General features: G+C 74.8%; 13 protein-coding genes. 12 read left to right on the top strand and 1 reads right to left on the bottom strand.

The window, feature by feature from the left end; genetic code table 11:
- Positions 1-47: 47 nt before the first annotated feature.
- Entirely contained in the window at positions 48-818 is a 771-nt protein-coding gene (locus AB0M92_RS22060; RefSeq protein ID WP_366103954.1) for a DUF4157 domain-containing protein, read from the bottom strand.
- A 239-nt stretch (positions 819-1,057) separates the two neighbouring features.
- Between AB0M92_RS22060 and AB0M92_RS22055 the strand changes: the two genes are divergently transcribed.
- The 12 genes from AB0M92_RS22055 (at position 1,058) to AB0M92_RS22000 (ending at position 14,780) form a co-directional block, all read left to right on the top strand.
- A complete protein-coding gene (locus AB0M92_RS22055) occupies positions 1,058-2,665 on the top strand; it encodes a phage tail sheath subtilisin-like domain-containing protein (protein WP_366103953.1) in 1,608 nt (535 codons plus the stop codon).
- Positions 2,666-2,737: 72 nt separating this feature from the next.
- Positions 2,738-3,181, top strand: a complete 444-nt coding sequence (locus AB0M92_RS22050; protein ID WP_366103952.1) for a phage tail protein — start codon at positions 2,738-2,740, stop codon at positions 3,179-3,181.
- The gene (locus tag AB0M92_RS22045) at positions 3,181-3,693 is read left to right on the top strand and encodes a hypothetical protein (protein WP_366103951.1); all 513 of its coding nucleotides are present in this window, start codon (positions 3,181-3,183) and stop codon (positions 3,691-3,693) included. Before AB0M92_RS22050 ends, AB0M92_RS22045 begins: the two co-directional genes overlap by 1 nt.
- Positions 3,690-3,848, top strand: a complete 159-nt coding sequence (locus AB0M92_RS22040) for a DUF6760 family protein (RefSeq protein WP_187743631.1) — start codon at positions 3,690-3,692, stop codon at positions 3,846-3,848. The genes AB0M92_RS22045 and AB0M92_RS22040 overlap by 4 nt, the downstream gene beginning before the upstream one ends.
- Before the next feature lie 2,797 nt (positions 3,849-6,645).
- The gene (locus AB0M92_RS22035) at positions 6,646-7,182 is read left to right on the top strand and encodes an extensin (protein ID WP_366103950.1); all 537 of its coding nucleotides are present in this window, start codon (positions 6,646-6,648) and stop codon (positions 7,180-7,182) included.
- 64 nt (positions 7,183-7,246) lie between these two features.
- Positions 7,247-7,669 (top strand): phage tail protein, encoded by a 423-nt coding sequence (locus AB0M92_RS22030; RefSeq protein ID WP_366103949.1) that lies wholly within the window; start codon positions 7,247-7,249, stop codon positions 7,667-7,669.
- 40 nt (positions 7,670-7,709) lie between these two features.
- A complete protein-coding gene (locus tag AB0M92_RS22025) occupies positions 7,710-8,432 on the top strand; it encodes a LysM peptidoglycan-binding domain-containing protein (RefSeq protein WP_366103948.1) in 723 nt (240 codons plus the stop codon).
- A complete protein-coding gene (locus tag AB0M92_RS22020; protein WP_366103947.1) occupies positions 8,432-10,348 on the top strand; it encodes a VgrG-related protein in 1,917 nt (638 codons plus the stop codon). The genes AB0M92_RS22025 and AB0M92_RS22020 overlap by 1 nt, the downstream gene beginning before the upstream one ends.
- Positions 10,349-10,409: 61 nt before the next feature.
- Positions 10,410-10,841, top strand: a complete 432-nt coding sequence (locus tag AB0M92_RS22015; RefSeq protein ID WP_366103946.1) for a GPW/gp25 family protein — start codon at positions 10,410-10,412, stop codon at positions 10,839-10,841.
- Positions 10,841-12,799 carry a putative baseplate assembly protein gene (locus AB0M92_RS22010; protein WP_366103945.1) on the top strand — a complete coding sequence of 653 codons (1,959 nt, stop codon included), beginning with the start codon at positions 10,841-10,843 and terminating at the stop codon, positions 12,797-12,799. Before AB0M92_RS22015 ends, AB0M92_RS22010 begins: the two co-directional genes overlap by 1 nt.
- Positions 12,796-13,368 carry a phage tail protein gene (locus tag AB0M92_RS22005; protein WP_366103944.1) on the top strand — a complete coding sequence of 191 codons (573 nt, stop codon included), beginning with the start codon at positions 12,796-12,798 and terminating at the stop codon, positions 13,366-13,368. Before AB0M92_RS22010 ends, AB0M92_RS22005 begins: the two co-directional genes overlap by 4 nt.
- On the top strand, positions 13,365-14,780 hold the full coding sequence (locus AB0M92_RS22000; RefSeq protein ID WP_366103943.1) for a zinc ribbon domain-containing protein: 1,416 nt from the start codon (positions 13,365-13,367) through the stop codon (positions 14,778-14,780). The genes AB0M92_RS22005 and AB0M92_RS22000 overlap by 4 nt, the downstream gene beginning before the upstream one ends.
- The last annotated feature ends 87 nt before the right edge of the window (positions 14,781-14,867 follow it).

Raw genomic sequence — 14,867 nt, 5'->3', positions numbered from 1 at the left:
CCGTGCGCGCGGGCCGGTCCGTGCGCGCGGGCCGGTCCGTGCGCGCGTCAGGTCCGGTGCTCGAACTCCCAGAGCGTGCGCTGGACGGCCGGCTCTTCGTGGGCCGTGGCACTCCCCTCTTCGACGGCCGCCCGCTGGGCGACGGACGGGGCGGTGTCGTGACCGGCCACGAAGGCGGCGCTGTCGGTGTCCGCCGCCCGCTCGGAGCCCTGCCCGGGATCGGTCACGGCGACGCCCTCGCCGTTGTCGTGGCCCGTCTCGCGCACGCCCCGGAGGTTCTTGTCCAGGTGGCTGACCTCGTGGGCGAGGATCCCGGTGTTGCCGACGGCCTTGGGGCCGAGCAGGATGTGGCTGCCGACCGTCACGGCGTGCGCGCCCAGCGCCGCGGTGGCGCGCTGGGCCGTCGCGTTGTCGTGGACGCGTCCGGCACCCAGCCCTTCGTTGCGGTAGAACGCCTTCGCCTTGCCGAGGAAGGGATCGGGGAGCGGGCTGCTCGGCGTGTTCAGTGCGGATTCGAGGAGGCCGATCTGCGACGCCTGCCGGCTGTCCTCCACCCCCTTGTGCCCGTGGTCGTGCTCGTGGCCGTGTTCGTGGTCGTGCTCGTGGCGCACGGCCTCCCGGCGCTGGACGGTCGTCTCCCCGTGCCCGCAGCCCGGGCCGTGCAGGTGCCGCTGCGCCTCGACGGCGCGGGCCACCGCCCCGTTGCCCGCGGCCCGGTTGAGGTCCAGCATCCGCTGGGCCGGCGTGCTCGGCGCCGCCGAGGTGCGGGAGGCGGCTCGTTCTTGCGAAGACCGGTCCTGCTTACCGTGCGCGCGCATGAGGCTCCCTCTGACTGTCCGGACGGCCGGTCGTCCAGCCTTGACCGGGCCCCGGCCCCGTCCACAGGTCCGCGCGGGCAGATCCGGGGGCAGGGAACGCCCCCCTGCGCCGGGTGCCCCCGGGACTGCCCTTCCGGGCAACGACGGTGCACCCGCCCGGGTACCGAGGGACGTTTCGGCGAGCGGGACGCGCGCGTCAAGGTGGGGGTGTCCTGTCTCGTACCGGAGGAGAGCAGAGCATGCCGTCCTATCTGTCGCCCGGCGTCTACGTCGAGGAGGTGGCCAGCGGTTCGCGCCCCATCGAGGGAGTCGGCACGTCGGTGGCCGCCTTCGTCGGGCTGGCGCCGACCGGCCCATTGAACGAGCCGACGCTGGTGACCAACTGGACCCAGTACGTCGCCGCTTTCGGCGACTTCACCGACGGCTACTACCTCGCGCACTCCGTCTACGGGTTCTTCAACAACGGCGGTTCGGCGGCGTACGTCGTGCGCGTCGGCGGTTCCGCCGAGGACGCGGCCGGCGGCCGCGGGCAGGCGGCCGCGCCCGCCGCGGTCACCGGCGCCGCCGCCCCGGCCGCGCTGCCCGCCGCCGAGCCCCGCCGCCTCGGCACCTTCGCCGTGGCCGCCACCGCGGAGGGGCGCGGCGGCCCGCTGTCCGTCGAGGTCGCGGACGCGGAGGGCGAGGGGCCCGCCGAGCGCTTCAAGCTGATCGTCAAGGAGGGCGACAAGCCGGTCGAGACCTTCGACGTGACGGCGAAGAAGGGCAGCCGGTCCTACGTCGTCACGCAGGTCAAGGAGCGTTCCGCGCTCATCACCGTGACCGAGGCCGCGCCGTCCGCGCAGCTGGCCCGGCCGGAGAACCAGACCGTGGCGCTGCCGGCGCCGCCGCCCGCGCCCGTCGAGCCCGCGCCGCCGGCAGGCGGCTCCGAGGCCTCCCACCCCGGCCCCGCGCACTACCTCGGCGACTCCGCGGACCGTACGGGCTTCGGCGGCCTGGAGGCCGTGGACGAGATCTCCATGGTCGCCGTGCCCGACCTGATGGCCGCCTACCAGCGCGGCGCGATCGACCTGGAGGCCGTCAAGGCGGTCCAGCTCGGCCTGATCGCGCACTGCGAGCTGATGGGCGACCGCGTCGCGATCATCGACCCGCCGCCCGGCCTGAACGCCCGTGACATCCGTGTCTGGCGCCAGGAGACGGCCAACTACGATTCCAAGTACGCGGCCCTGTACTACCCCTGGATCAAGTCCTTCGACCCGGCGACCGGACAGTCGCGCCTGATCCCGCCGAGCGGCCACGTCGCCGGCATCTGGGCCCGCAACGACAGCGAGCGCGGTGTGCACAAGGCCCCCGCCAACGAGGTCGTCCGCGGCGCCGTCGACCTCGAACTGCAGATCACCCGCGGCGAGCAGGACCTGCTCAACCCGATCGGCGTGAACTGCATCCGGGCCTTCCCCGGCCGCGGCATCCGCATCTGGGGCGCCCGCACCCTCTCCTCCGACCCGGCGTGGCGCTACCTGAACATCCGCCGGTACTTCAACTACCTGGAGGAGTCGATCCTGATCGGCACCCAGTGGGTGGTGTTCGAACCGAACGACCACAACCTCTGGGCGCGCGTCCGGCGCAACGTCTCCGCGTTCCTGGTCAACGAGTGGCGCAGCGGAGCCCTGTTCGGGCAGAGCCCCGACCAGGCGTACTACGTCAAGTGCGACGAGGAGACGAACCCGGCGGAGTCCGTCGATCTCGGCCGGGTCATCTGCGAGATCGGCATCGCGCCGGTCAAGCCCGCCGAGTTCGTGATCTTCCGGCTGGCGCAGTTCTCCAGCGGCAACGGGGAGCTGGAGGAGTAACCGGGCGCGGAGCCCGCCTCCGCCCCCGACGCCTCTGCGCGCCCCTCCCCTCCCCAGAAGGACAGCGAACACATGAGTCTCCAGCCGGGTGACGCCCTCACGTCACACAACTTCGGCCTCCAGATCGACGGGGTGATGGTCGAGTACCTCGCCGAGGTCAGCGGCCTCACCCTCGAACAGGACGTCATCACCTACATGCAGAACAGTGCGCAGGGCCGGCCCGAGGTGGCGCTGCTGCCGGGCGTGCAGAAGAACGGCCAGTGCACGGTCGTGCGCGGCATGACGCAGTCGGCCTCGTTCACGCAGTGGATCAACGACTCGATCCGCGGCCAGATGAGCACGGCGCGCAAGAACGCCTCCATCATCATGATGGACTTCCAGGACAACCCGGTGAAGCGCTACAACCTGCGCAACGCCTGGTGCAGCAAGATCGAGACGAGCACGGTGAAGGCCGGTGAGGCCTCGGCGCTCACCGAGAGCGTCACCATCGTGTTCGAAGAACTGGTCATCGAATAATGCGGCGTTCGGCTGCCGGGGCCCAGGCCCCGGCAGCACCCCAGACCGCGGCGGCGGGGGCGGGCATCCCCCAGTCGGCCCCCGCCGCCGCACCCGACCACGCACACGCCGCTCCGCCCGCCGACCCGGCGCCACGGCAGTCGCTGCGCACCGAGTTCCCCTTCGAGCTGCCGCGCGGGTACGTCGACGACGCGGGCACCGTGCACCGCGACGGTGTCATGCGGCTGTCCACGGCACGCGACGAGCTGGTCCCGCTGCGGGACGTGCGCGTGCAGGAGAACCCCGCGTACCTGTCCGTGGTGCTGCTCGGCCGGGTCATCACCCGGCTGGGCACGGTCCCGATGGTGCACGACGGGATCGTGGAGAACATGTTCGCGTCGGACCTGGCGTTCCTCCAGGACTTCTACCGCCAGATCAACGCGGAGGGCCACACCCGCGCGGCCGTGCAGTGCCCGCACTGCTCGGAGCCCTTCGAGGTGGAACTCGGCGGGAGCCGCCTGGGGGAATCGTGACGTACGCGACCGACCGGCTGCACGAGGAGATCGCGTACGTCGCCTACCACTTCCACTGGGGCCTGGACGCGATCTTGGACCTGGAACACCAGGACCGGCGCCGGTACACCGAGCAGATCGCGTCCCTCGTGACGCGCGGCGCGACGGAGGGCTGAGCAGGTGGCATTCCTGGACCGGCTGCGGGGACGGCGCGGCGACGCCGCCGACGCGGTGGCTGCGGCCGCGGCGACGGCGTCCGGCGGTTCCCCGGCTCCGGGCTCAGGGGCCGCGGCGGCCGCCGGGAGCACGGCTCCCCCGGCCTCCGCAGCCTCTGCGGCTCCCGTGGCTCCTGAGGCCCCCGTGGCCGTCGCCGCCTGGGCCCGCCTGCCGCCGCTGCGGCGGACGGCGGGCAGCGGCCGGACGGGCGTCGCGGACACCGGTTTCGGCGGGCGGCTGCCGACCTGGCAGGACCCGTCGTTCACCCGGGCGTCCTCCCCCGCGGTCCTGGACCCCGCGGCGGGCGGCAGCCTGCTCTCGGGTGCGCTGACCGGGTCCGCGCGCCCGGTCTCGGGACTCGAACGGCCCGCCCCGGCCCTGCCGTCGGGCCGTCCGTCCGGCATGCCCGCGGTGCCGGGCGTGCCGGTGGCGCCGCTCCGGGCGATCCCGGCCGCAGTGCCGTCCCCCGCGGCGACCGGGACCCCTTCGGTACGCGCGGGGGCCCGGCCCTTCGGGTCCGCACCGGCGGTGCCCGTGCGCCCGGCGCCTGCGGTGCCTCCCGTGCAGCGCACGCGCGCCGACCGGCCGCCGGCTTCACCGGCGGGTGCTCAGCCGCCCCTGTCGGCACGCGAGTTGCCGTCGGCCCCGGCGGGCACGGCACATCGCGGTGTCCCGGTGAGGCCTGCGCCTCCGTCTCCGTCTCCCCGGACGCGGCAGCCCCTGACCAAGGCGCCGGCTGCGCCCGCGGCCGCCCGGCGGGTCCTGCCGGCCGTGCACCCGACCGCTCCTGCGGTGCCGGCGGCCGCACCGGCCTCCCCGGCCTCCCCGGCCTCCCCGAGCCCGGCATCCCTGCCTGCGGATGCCGAACGGGACGGCCCCGCCCCGGCCGCCTCCGCGACTCCGGACTCCGCACCGGCTGCCGCACGACGGTCCGCGGTTCCCCCGTTGCCGCAGGACGGTCGGGCAGGGAACACCCCGCCCCGGCCTCCGGCCGCCAGGCGTCCGGGACTTGGCGCACCGGTACGGCGGGAGGAGGTGCGCCGTCCCGAGGGGTCCGCCTCGCGTACGGACGCGCCGGGCGATTCCGGCGCACCGGCATTCGAGCCGGCCTCCATGGTGGACCGTGCTCTGCCGCGCACGACCACCCCCGGCAGCGCCGTGCGACGCGACGGAGCGAAGTCCGAGGGAACGGGCTCGAACCCGTCCGACGCGGGGTCACCCACGACCAAGACTTCCGGCACGGGCACGGGCACGGGCACCGGCACGGGCTCCGGCCCCAAGCCGGCGGTCACCACAGCCGCGTCCGGCATCGGCGCGCCCGTCCAGCGAGCGGTGGCCGCCCCGAAGACACAGACGCCCGGCAGCCCCCTGCAGCGCGACCGGGCGAAGTCCATGGGCACCGACGCGCGACCGTCCCGGTCCGGGTCACCCTCGGCCGACACCTCCGGCCCCACACCGGCGGCGCCCGCTCCGGCACCCGCGATCGGCACGCCCGTCCAGCGGGCGGTACCCGCCGCGAAGACTCCGCCGACGCAGACGCAGACGCAGACGCAGACGCCCGGCAGCGTCCCGCGCCGCGACCAAGCGAATTCCACGGGGACGCACCCGGCACACGCGAAGTCACCGACGACCGACACCCCCGGCGCGGCGCGAGCGGTGACAGCAGCCGCGTCCGGGACCGGTACGCCCGTTCAGCGATCGGCGGCCGGAATGGCATCGTCCGATCCGGCCGAAGGCCGTCGCTCCTCTGCCGTACCCGACGACGCGGCCGCCAGGCCCTCCGTCCGGCCCCGCGCGCACACCCGGAGCAGTGCCCCAACGGTCGTCCCCGGCGCGTCGGACGACGCGCCGGGGACGGGTGCACCGGCGACGTCCCGACCGGCTCCGCACACCGCGCCGCGGTCGGACACCCCCGCGCCGACGCGCGTTCCGGACGTTCCGCCCACCCGGCCCGTTCCCCCGTCCCCCAGCCCGTCCGCTCCGACCTCCGCGGCCGCCGCGCCCCCGGTAGCCGGTCTCCCCCTTGCCCGGCGCAGCACCACGACGCCCCCGGTGCAGCGCTCCACGGCCGTACCTCCGCCGACTCCAGGCCCTACGAAGTCGCAGCACGAACCCCGCGCCACCGGCCCCGCGCTGCCCCGCCCGCATGCGGCCGTACCCGCCTCGTCCCCCGGCACCACGGGGTCACAGCACGAACCGCACGCCACCGGCCCGGGACCGGCCCGCCCGGCCACGCCCGTACCCCCGTCGGTCGCCGGCGGCCGTGCGGAGTCGGGGCGCCGACCCGTTGCCACGGGCCCCGGACCGGCACCCCGACCCCGTACCTCCGCCGGAGCCGCACCCGCGGACCCGGTGCAGCGCAGTGTCGCGGCTCCCCGGGCGGGGCTCGGGGCGCCCCTGGCGGTCCCGGCGGCCCCCGCACCCAGGGCCGTCGCCTCGACGGTCCCCACGCCGGCTCCGCCGCGCCCGGCACCCGGTTCCGCGGGGCCCTCGGCGCCCCCCGTCCAGCAACGCTCCCCGCTGGGGGCGCCGCTCGCCAGCGCGCCCGCCGGGGCGGCGCCGCGTTCCGTGCCCGAGCGCCCCGGATTCCCCACCGGAGGCGGCGTTCCCGCGCTCCCGCCCACCGCACCGACCGCGCCGGCACCTGGGCGTACGGCCGGCGTTGGCCCCGTCCAACGCGCCTCCTCCGCAAGGGGCGTTCCCCTGCGCCGGAGCGCCTCGCCCGGCGCCGCGGTCACAGCGCGCGGTCCGCTGCCCGTGGCTGCCCTGACTCCGCCGCCCGCGGCCGGGGCCGTACCCCCGGCCCTGCCCGCGGGCGCGGCGGCCGGGGCACCGTCCGGGGGGTCGAAGCCGGCCGCGCCCACGGTGCAGCGCCTCCCCTCCTTCAGCTCCCTCGGCTCCGGCTCCGGCTCCGGCTCCGGCCGGGCCATCGGCGCACTCGCCGCCGCCGCGTCGGCCAGCGTAGCGCAGACGCTGGGGCACCTCCGGTCGTCACCCCAGCCCGCCCCGTCGCCCCAGCCCGCCCCGGCATCGCGGCCCGCCCCGCCGGCCGAACCGCTGCCGCCGTACGCGCCGCCCGGCGCCGATCCGGCTCCCGGGACGGCGGTCACCGCCGAGGACCCGCCGCCCGAGTACAGCGCGGTCGCCCCCGGCGCGTTCGATCCGCGCGATCTGACCGACTTCCAGCTGGACGAGCTGGTGCACCGGATCATCGGCCGGGTCACCCGCCTCGTCCGCACCGAACTGCGCATGGACCGCGAACGGATCGGCAGGCTCCGCGATCCGCGCGCCTGACGGAACACAGACCCCGGTCACCGCGCGCGCCACCACCGCAGAACGACAGAAAGGCCCACCTCGGATGCCCCGCCAAGACCCCGGGTCCACCATCTGGTTCACCCTCACCATCGACGGCGAGAGCCTCGGCTTCTTCAACGGATGCGAAGGCCTGTCGTCGCAGGTGGAGGTCGAGCACCGGCAGGAGGGCGGCAACAACGGCTTCGTGTGGCACCTGCCCACGCGGGTCACGTTCTCCACCGTCCGGCTCACCCGGCCGCTCACGCCGGACACCGCGAAGGTCGCCAAGTGGATCTCGTCGGTCCAGACGGGGATCAAGCGGCCCACCGCCCAGATCGCGGCGCTGCGGGCCGACGGGTCCCTGGTGGCCCGCTGGGGGCTCATCGACGTGCTGCCGGTGAGCTGGCAGGGCCCCACCCTCGACCCCGCCAACCCGTCCGTGGCCACGGAGGTGTTGGAGATCGCCCACCACGGGTTCACGGACTGACGGCGCGGCAGGCGGAGCGGAGAGGAAAGAGGCAACACCCATGGCCACGAACAGCAGGGGCGCCGGCAAGAGCCTGGTGCGCGCGAGCCTGGCGATCCACGAGCCCCCGGTCGGGACGAGCACGACGCCCGGGGCACTGATGAGGACGTTCGGTTTCGAGTTCAACCCGGCGCAGTTGTCGCTGAGCCAGCGCGCCCAGTGGAAGGCCACGCCGACGATGGCCGTGCGCGACGGCTCCAAGCCGGAGTTCATGGGCGCCGAGCCGCGCGAGATGACCTTGGAGATCTTCCTGGACTCCTCGACCGCGCCGACCGCCAACACGGTGCTGAAGAAGGTCGAATCGCTGCTGGACTGCTGCGAGGTGACGGCGAAGAGCATCGCCGCCGATCAACCGTCGCCGCCGTGGGTGGTGTTCGAGTGGGGGTCGTTCTCCACGGCCCGCTTCGTCGCGTACGTGAGCTCCGTCGAGGCGTCGTACAGCCTCTTCGGCACGACGGGCGTGCCCATCCGTGCCACCTGTCAGGTACACCTGGTGGAGATCCCGGGGAAGACCAAGGGCCAGAACCCGACGTCGGGCTCGCTCACCGCGCAGCGCGTGCACCGCGTCGTGGCCGGCGACTCGCTCCAATCGCTGGCGTGGCGGGAGTACGGCACGGCCACCGTCTGGCGGGCGATCGCCGAGCTCAACGGCATCGACGACCCGTCCCGGCTGCCGACCGGCACGGAACTGGTGCTGCCCGCGCCCGAGGAGGTGGCGCGCTGATGGTGCAGCCCGCGTTCTCCAGCATCATGCAGGTGCGGATCGGCGGCGCGAAGCTCCCCGACGACATCGCCCCGCTGCTCGTCGAGGGCTGGGTCGACCAGGGTGTCGGCGTGCCGGCCGCGTTCCGGCTGACCTTCCGCGACCCGTACCGGCTGGTCCTCGGCAAACTCGGCGTCACCTTCGGCACGAGGGTGGTCCTCACGCCGATCTCCGACGGCCAAGGCGCCGGCAAGCCGCTGCTGACCGGCGAGGTCACCGCGCTGGAGGCCGACTACGACGGCACCGGAAGCTTCACCGTGATCCGCGGCTACGACCTCGGGCACCGGATGATGCGCCGGCGCCGCGTCGCCGCCTACCGCAATCAGAAGGCCTCCGACATCGCCCGCAAGCTCGCCCTCCTGGACGGCGTGCCGATCGGCCGGATCCAGCCGACGAAGGGCGCGTACGGCTTCATCAGCCAGGCCAACATCTCCGACTGGGACTTCCTCTCCCGGCTCGCCGACGAGAACAACATGGTGATGTCCCTGGACGCGATGGGGAAGTTCCGGTTCGTGACGCCGACGCCGTCGGCCGGTGCGCCGTCCCCGCGGACCGACGGCGACAAGAGCCCCTTCGTGCTCCAGGCCGGCCACGACATCCTCCGGCTGCGGGCGGCGGTCACCGCCGCGGACCAGGTCGCCGCCGTCGAGTCGCGCGGCTGGAACGTGACCACCAAGAAGAAGATCGTCGAGACGGCCCCGGCCACGACCGACCCGGGCATCTCCATCGGCCTGACCCCGGGCCAGGCGGCCGGGAAGTTCGCGCCGGCGCAACTCGTCGAGACCGCCGTCCCGTACGACCGGCAGGACGAGGTCCAGCAGGCCGCCAAGGCCCTGGCCGCCGACGTCACCTCCTCGTTCGCGGAGCTGGAGGTCGCGGTGTACGGCAATCCCCGGCTCCGGCCGGGCGTGCCGGTGGCCCTCGGTGACGTGGGCAAGCCCTTCGAGGGCAAGTACACCGTCACCTCCGTGCGGCACGTCTTCGGCGACGGCAAGCACTACGAGTCGTGGATCACCGTGAGCGGACGCCAGTGGCGCTCCCTCTACGGGCTGGCGTCGGGCGGGGGCGGCGGGGCGGGCTCCGCGGGCGCCACCCGGCTGCCCGGCGTCGCGAACGCCATCGTCACCGACGTGCAGGACCCGCTGAAGCAGGGACGGGTCAAGCTCCAGTTCCCGTGGCTGGACAACACGTACGTGAGCGACTGGGCCCGCAGCGTGCAGATGGGCGGTGTGGGCGGCGGCGGCGTCTTCCCGATGGACGTCGGGGACGAGGTGCTGGTCGCCTTCGACCGGGGCGCCCTGGACCACCCGTTCGTGATCGGCGGTCTCTACAACGGCCGGGACCTGCCGACCCGCGTCGACGACGTGCCCCTGCACGACGGGCTCAAGCACAAGGCCGCCCGGCACACCCTGTCCGACCGGCAGGGCAACCGCGTCGACCTGCTCAGCCAGCGGACCGGCCGGCGCAAGCAGGGCGTGCGCATCGCGAGCGGTGACGACCGGCTGACCATCAACCTCGACCGCACCCAGACGGAGATCACCGTCGACAGCAAGGGGTCGGTGACCATCAAGGGCGGCCGTTCGGTGTCCGTCGAGGCCGGTACCGACCTGACGCTCAGCGCCCGGCGCCGGCTCACCATCAAGAGCGGCGGCCCCCTCGACATCCAGGGCGGCGGCGTGGTCAACGTCAAGTCGCTGGGCGCCATGAGCCTGTACGCGATGGGCGCCCTCTCCACCACGGCCCTGGGCGCCACCACGATGAACTCCGTCGGCACGATCCAGGTCACCGCCATCGCCAACGTCGGCATCCGCGCCGTCAAGGTCGACCTCCAGGGCGCCGTGTTCGTCAACACCGTGAAGTACCCCCTCCCCGCATGACCCGACGACCGCGCCGGCGCGCCCGCGCCGCCGGCGGAAGGAAAGGGCAGGTGGCCCCCTGATGGCCGAACAGTTCGTCGGCTCCGGCTGGGCGTTCCCCATGCGCATCGGTCCCACCGGGGGCATCGCGCTGGTCAGCGGCGAGCGCGAGATCGAGGAGGCCGTCCGGCTCGTCCTGGCCACTTCCCCGGGCGAGCGGCCGATGCGCCCGGATTTCGGCTGTGCCATCCACGACCTCGTCTTCGCCCCGGTCAACGAGCAGACCGCGGGCCGCATCCAGCACGAGGTGTACATGAGCCTGGACCGGTGGGAACCGCGGATCGAGGTCCACGACGTGGAGGTCTCCACCGGCACCGACCAGAGCGTCCTGTTCATCGACGTCCGGTATTCCATCCGCGGGACGAACAACCCGCGCAGCCTCGTCTTCCCCTTCTACGTCATCCCCTCCCACGACGAGCCGGGTGCGCCGGGCTCCTTGGAAAGCGACCTCTGATGTCCCTGCCCTCCCCCAACCTCGACGACCGGCGCTTCCAGCAGTTCGTCGACGACGCCAAGCGCTACATCCAGCAGCGCGCCCCGGAGTGGACCGACCACAACGTCTCCGACCCCGGCGTCACGCTCGTCGAGACGGTCGCGCACATGGCGGACCAGATCGTCTACCGGCTCAACCGCGTCCCGGAGAAGAACCACCTGGCCTTCCTCGACCTGGTGGGCATCACCCTCTTCCCGCCGTCCGCGGCGCGCACGGACGTCACCTTCTGGCTGTCCGCGCCCCAGGAGGACGTGATCCTGGTCCCCGCCGGGGCCGAGGTGGCCACGCTGCGCACCGAGCGGGAGGACGCCGTCGTCTTCGCCACCGAGCACGACCTGGCCGTCGTACCGTGCTCGCTGTCCCACCTGGTGGTGCAGCACCGCGGGCAGCCCGTCGCGGACCGTACGACGGACCTCTTCGAGGGCAAGGACGTACTGTGTTTCGCCGAGGCCCCGAACCCCGGTGACTGCATGCTCATCGGTCTGACCGCGGCCGCTCCGCACTGCGCGCTCGCGCTGGAGCTCGACAGCCGCGTCGACGGCGTCGGGGTGGATCCCCGCCAGCCGCCGCTGGTGTGGGAGGCGTGGACCGAGGACGGCTGGCAGGCCTGCGAAGTGGACCGGGACGGCACCGGCGGTCTCAACCGGCCCGGCGACGTCGTCCTGCACCTGCCCGGCGGCCACGTGCTCTCGCGGGGCGGCGGACACGAAGCCGGGTGGGTCCGCTGCCGGGTCACCGAACCGGCGCCCGGTCAGCCCTTCTACACCACCTCGCCGAGCATCCGCTCCGTGGAGGCCTACACCATCGGCGGCACCACCGGCGCCGTGCACGCCGAGACCGTCCACGACGAGGCGCTCGGCGAAGCCACGGGTCTGCCCGGACAGCGGCTGCGGCTCGGACACGCCCCGGTCGTCGCCGACGACCCGCCGCTGCTCCTGCAGAGCTCCGCCGACGACGGCTGGTGCGACTGGCGGGTGGTCCCGCACTTCGCCGGCTCCCGGCCCGGCGACCACCACGTCACCCTGGACGCCGCCACCGGCGAGGTGGCCTTCGGCCCGGCCGTCCGCGAACCGGACGGGACGCTGCGCCAGTACGGGGCGGTCGCCCCCAAGGGCGCCGTGCTGCGGGCCCACCGGTACCGCACCGGCGGCGGTCGCGGCGGCAACGTGGCGCGCGGCGCCGTCCAGGTGCTGCGCACCTCCATCCCGTACGTCGCCGAGGTCGTCAACCGCGAGGCAGCGCGCGGCGGCGTCGACGGCGAGACGGTCGAGGAGGCCAAGCTGCGGGCGCCGATCACCCTCCGCGCCCAGGACCGCGCCGTCACCCTGCGCGACTACGAGGAGCTCGCACGCCGCGCCGCACCGGAGACCGCGCGCATCGCCTGCCTGGAGGGCGAGGAGGGCGAGCACGGCGCCTACGCGGTCCGCGTCCTCGTCGTCCCCCAGGCCGTCCCCGATCCGGGCGGGCGGCTGCGCTTCGAACAACTCGTGCCGGGCGACGCCCTGCTGGGCAGGATCACCCGCCACCTCGACGAGCGGCGTCTGATCGGCACCCGGCTGGCGGTCGGCCCGCCGTACTACCAGGGCGTCACCGTCGTCGCCACGGTGCACGCGTTCCGTGGCGTCGACACCGACCGGGTGCGCCGCCAGGCGCACGACGCGCTCTACCGCCACCTCGACCCGCTGACCGGCGGCGCGGACGGCCGCGGCTGGCCCTTCGGCCGACCCGTCCAGACCGGCGAGTTGTTCGCCGTGCTGCAACGGGTCCCCGGGGTGGAACTCGTCGACCAGGTCGTACTGCACCCCGCGGACCCGCTCACCGGCAAACGCGGCGACGCGACCGACCGCATCGACCTGGGCCGGCCCTCGCTGGTCTTCTCCTTCGACCACCGTGTCCGGGTGATCGGGGACGGCTCATGACGGCCACGCCGTACCGGGGCTCGGTCGACGGCCTCGGATCCTCGCTCCCGCTGGGCACGATGCTCCCCGCCGTGTTCGCCGACGACGACCTGGCCCAGCGGTTCGTCGGCGGACTCGACGACGTCATCGCGCCCATCCTGAACGTCCTGGACTGCCTGGACACCTATTTCGACCCCGCGCTGGCCCCGGCCGACTTCGCGCGGTGGCTCGCCACCTGGGTGGGCGCCGAGACCGACGGCAGCGAGCCCGAGCCCCGGCTGCGGGCCGCCGTCGCGGCCGCGGTCGCGCTGCACCGGGTCCGCGGCACCCGCCGCGGCCTCGCGGAGGCGGTGCGGCTGGCGTTCGGCGTCGCACCCGAGATCACCGAGAGCGGTGGCGCCGACTGGAACGCCCGCCCGCTCGGCCCCTTCCCCGGCGCCCCGCGCCCCCGTCTGCACGTCACGCTCCGGCTGCCCGACCCGACCCCGGCCGACACCCACCGCCTGGACTCGCTCGTCGCCGCCGCCCGCCCCGCCCACATGCCCTACACGGTCGAAGTGACCGCCGCCGAAAGGACCCCGCAGACATGACCACGCAGAACTGCCCCGAGTGCGGAACGCGCGCAGAACCGGGCCAGTCGTTCTGCGACGCGTGCGGCGCCGTGCTCGGCTGGGACCAGGGCGCCCGCGCCGCCCGGCCCGCCGGCTCGGCGTCGCACCTTGCGGGACCCGCCCCGGCCGCCCCGGCCGTGGCCCGGTCTCCGCAGGAGGCGTCCCGGCCGGCCGGGACCCCGCCCGCTGCACGGGCGCCGGGCGCACGGACTCCGGACGGCCCGGACGCAGCCCTCGCCACCGGGCCCGTCGCGGCGGCCCCCTCCGCCGGTGTGCGGGGACCGGCGCCGGAGCCCGAGGCGCCGCGGAGCCCGGAGGCTGTGGGGAGCGCCGGGAGTCCGGACGGCGGGGGAAGGCCCGCCGCCGCCGGTGGTACGGAACCGTCCGGACCCGCTCCGGTGCGCCCGAATGCGCCGTCGCCGCAGGACACCGCGCCCACCGCGCCCGTACCCGCCGCCCGGGCCCCGCACGAGCTGAGCGACACCATGTCCGACCGGGCCCGCTCCCTCCTGGTGCCCGTGGCGGACCCGGAGGCGCCGCACCCCGCCCCGGCGGCCGTCGCGCCCGTCCTCCCCGGCCGGCCGGACGCCGACCGGCCCGCCGTACGCGCCCCGGGCGAGCAGCCCGGCATCGAGGGCGGCCCGCCGTGCCGGTGGTGCGCGACTGCGAACCGGCCCGACCGCCACTACTGCGTGCGCTGCGCGATGCCGCTGGCCGAGACCGGCGGGGCCGCGGCGCCGGGGCGGCGGGCACCCTGGTGGCGCCGGCTCTTCGGCGCGCGGCACGGCGAGACGCCGTGGGCGGGCGACCGTCCGCGGCTGCGCCGCGTCTTCGACCGGGTGGGCACCTGGATCGCCCTCGCCGCGGTCGTCGCCCTGGCGATCCTCGGCGTCGTGTACCTGCCCGGCGGCGTACGGGCCACCCAGGACCATTTCGCCAAGCGCGCCCCGGTCGCCCCGGACCGGATCGCGGCCTCGCGCTCGTACCCCGGCCACCAGCCGGAGATCGCCTTCGACAAGCGGAGCAACACCTGGTGGGGTCCCGGCGTCTCGCAGTCCGGCCAGGGCGAGTGGATCGAGGCCTCCTTCACCGAGCCGACACGGCTGCTGGACCTGATCATCACCCCCGGAGTCTCGGGGCGGGCCGACAAGATCGGCGAGTCGGCCCTGCCGCACCGCGTCACGGCGACGATCACGGGCAAGGACGGCAAGGTCACCACGCGCCGGCTGACCCTGGATCAGGGGGCGGGCGGGCAGCGGCTCCCGTTCCGCGTCGGCGAGGTCACGAAGGTCCGTTTCACCGTCGATTCCTCGCACGCGTCCGCCGCGGACAAGCAGGTCGCGATCGCGGAGATCGAGTTCTTCGGCCCCTCGAACGCCAGCCGCTCCTGACCGCGTCCCAGGAGTCCGGGCCGCGGCCCCGGCCCGAGACCGCCCGGGTGGCGGCCCGGGCGGCGGCCCGGGCGGCGGGGCCGCGGT

Origin of the sequence: Streptomyces sp. NPDC051582, assembly GCF_040681715.1 — a bacterium.
Lineage (GTDB): Bacteria > Actinomycetota > Actinomycetes > Streptomycetales > Streptomycetaceae > Streptomyces.
The sequence above is the reverse complement of the archived record's forward strand: the minus strand, read 5'-3'. Positions and strand labels throughout refer to the sequence as shown.

What these genes read in the sequence shown, in the direction of transcription:
- AB0M92_RS22060 (WP_366103954.1), bottom strand. Translation starts at nt 818, where the DNA reads ATGCGCGCGCACGGTAAGCAGGACCGGTCTTCGCAAGAACGAGCCGCC.
- AB0M92_RS22055 (WP_366103953.1), top strand. Translation starts at nt 1,058, where the DNA reads ATGCCGTCCTATCTGTCGCCCGGCGTCTACGTCGAGGAGGTGGCCAGC.
- AB0M92_RS22050 (WP_366103952.1), top strand. Translation starts at nt 2,738, where the DNA reads ATGAGTCTCCAGCCGGGTGACGCCCTCACGTCACACAACTTCGGCCTC.
- AB0M92_RS22045 (WP_366103951.1), top strand. Translation starts at nt 3,181, where the DNA reads ATGCGGCGTTCGGCTGCCGGGGCCCAGGCCCCGGCAGCACCCCAGACC.
- AB0M92_RS22030 (WP_366103949.1), top strand. Translation starts at nt 7,247, where the DNA reads ATGCCCCGCCAAGACCCCGGGTCCACCATCTGGTTCACCCTCACCATC.
- AB0M92_RS22025 (WP_366103948.1), top strand. Translation starts at nt 7,710, where the DNA reads ATGGCCACGAACAGCAGGGGCGCCGGCAAGAGCCTGGTGCGCGCGAGC.
- AB0M92_RS22020 (WP_366103947.1), top strand. Translation starts at nt 8,432, where the DNA reads ATGGTGCAGCCCGCGTTCTCCAGCATCATGCAGGTGCGGATCGGCGGC.
- AB0M92_RS22015 (WP_366103946.1), top strand. Translation starts at nt 10,410, where the DNA reads ATGGCCGAACAGTTCGTCGGCTCCGGCTGGGCGTTCCCCATGCGCATC.
- AB0M92_RS22010 (WP_366103945.1), top strand. Translation starts at nt 10,841, where the DNA reads ATGTCCCTGCCCTCCCCCAACCTCGACGACCGGCGCTTCCAGCAGTTC.
- AB0M92_RS22005 (WP_366103944.1), top strand. Translation starts at nt 12,796, where the DNA reads ATGACGGCCACGCCGTACCGGGGCTCGGTCGACGGCCTCGGATCCTCG.
- AB0M92_RS22000 (WP_366103943.1), top strand. Translation starts at nt 13,365, where the DNA reads ATGACCACGCAGAACTGCCCCGAGTGCGGAACGCGCGCAGAACCGGGC.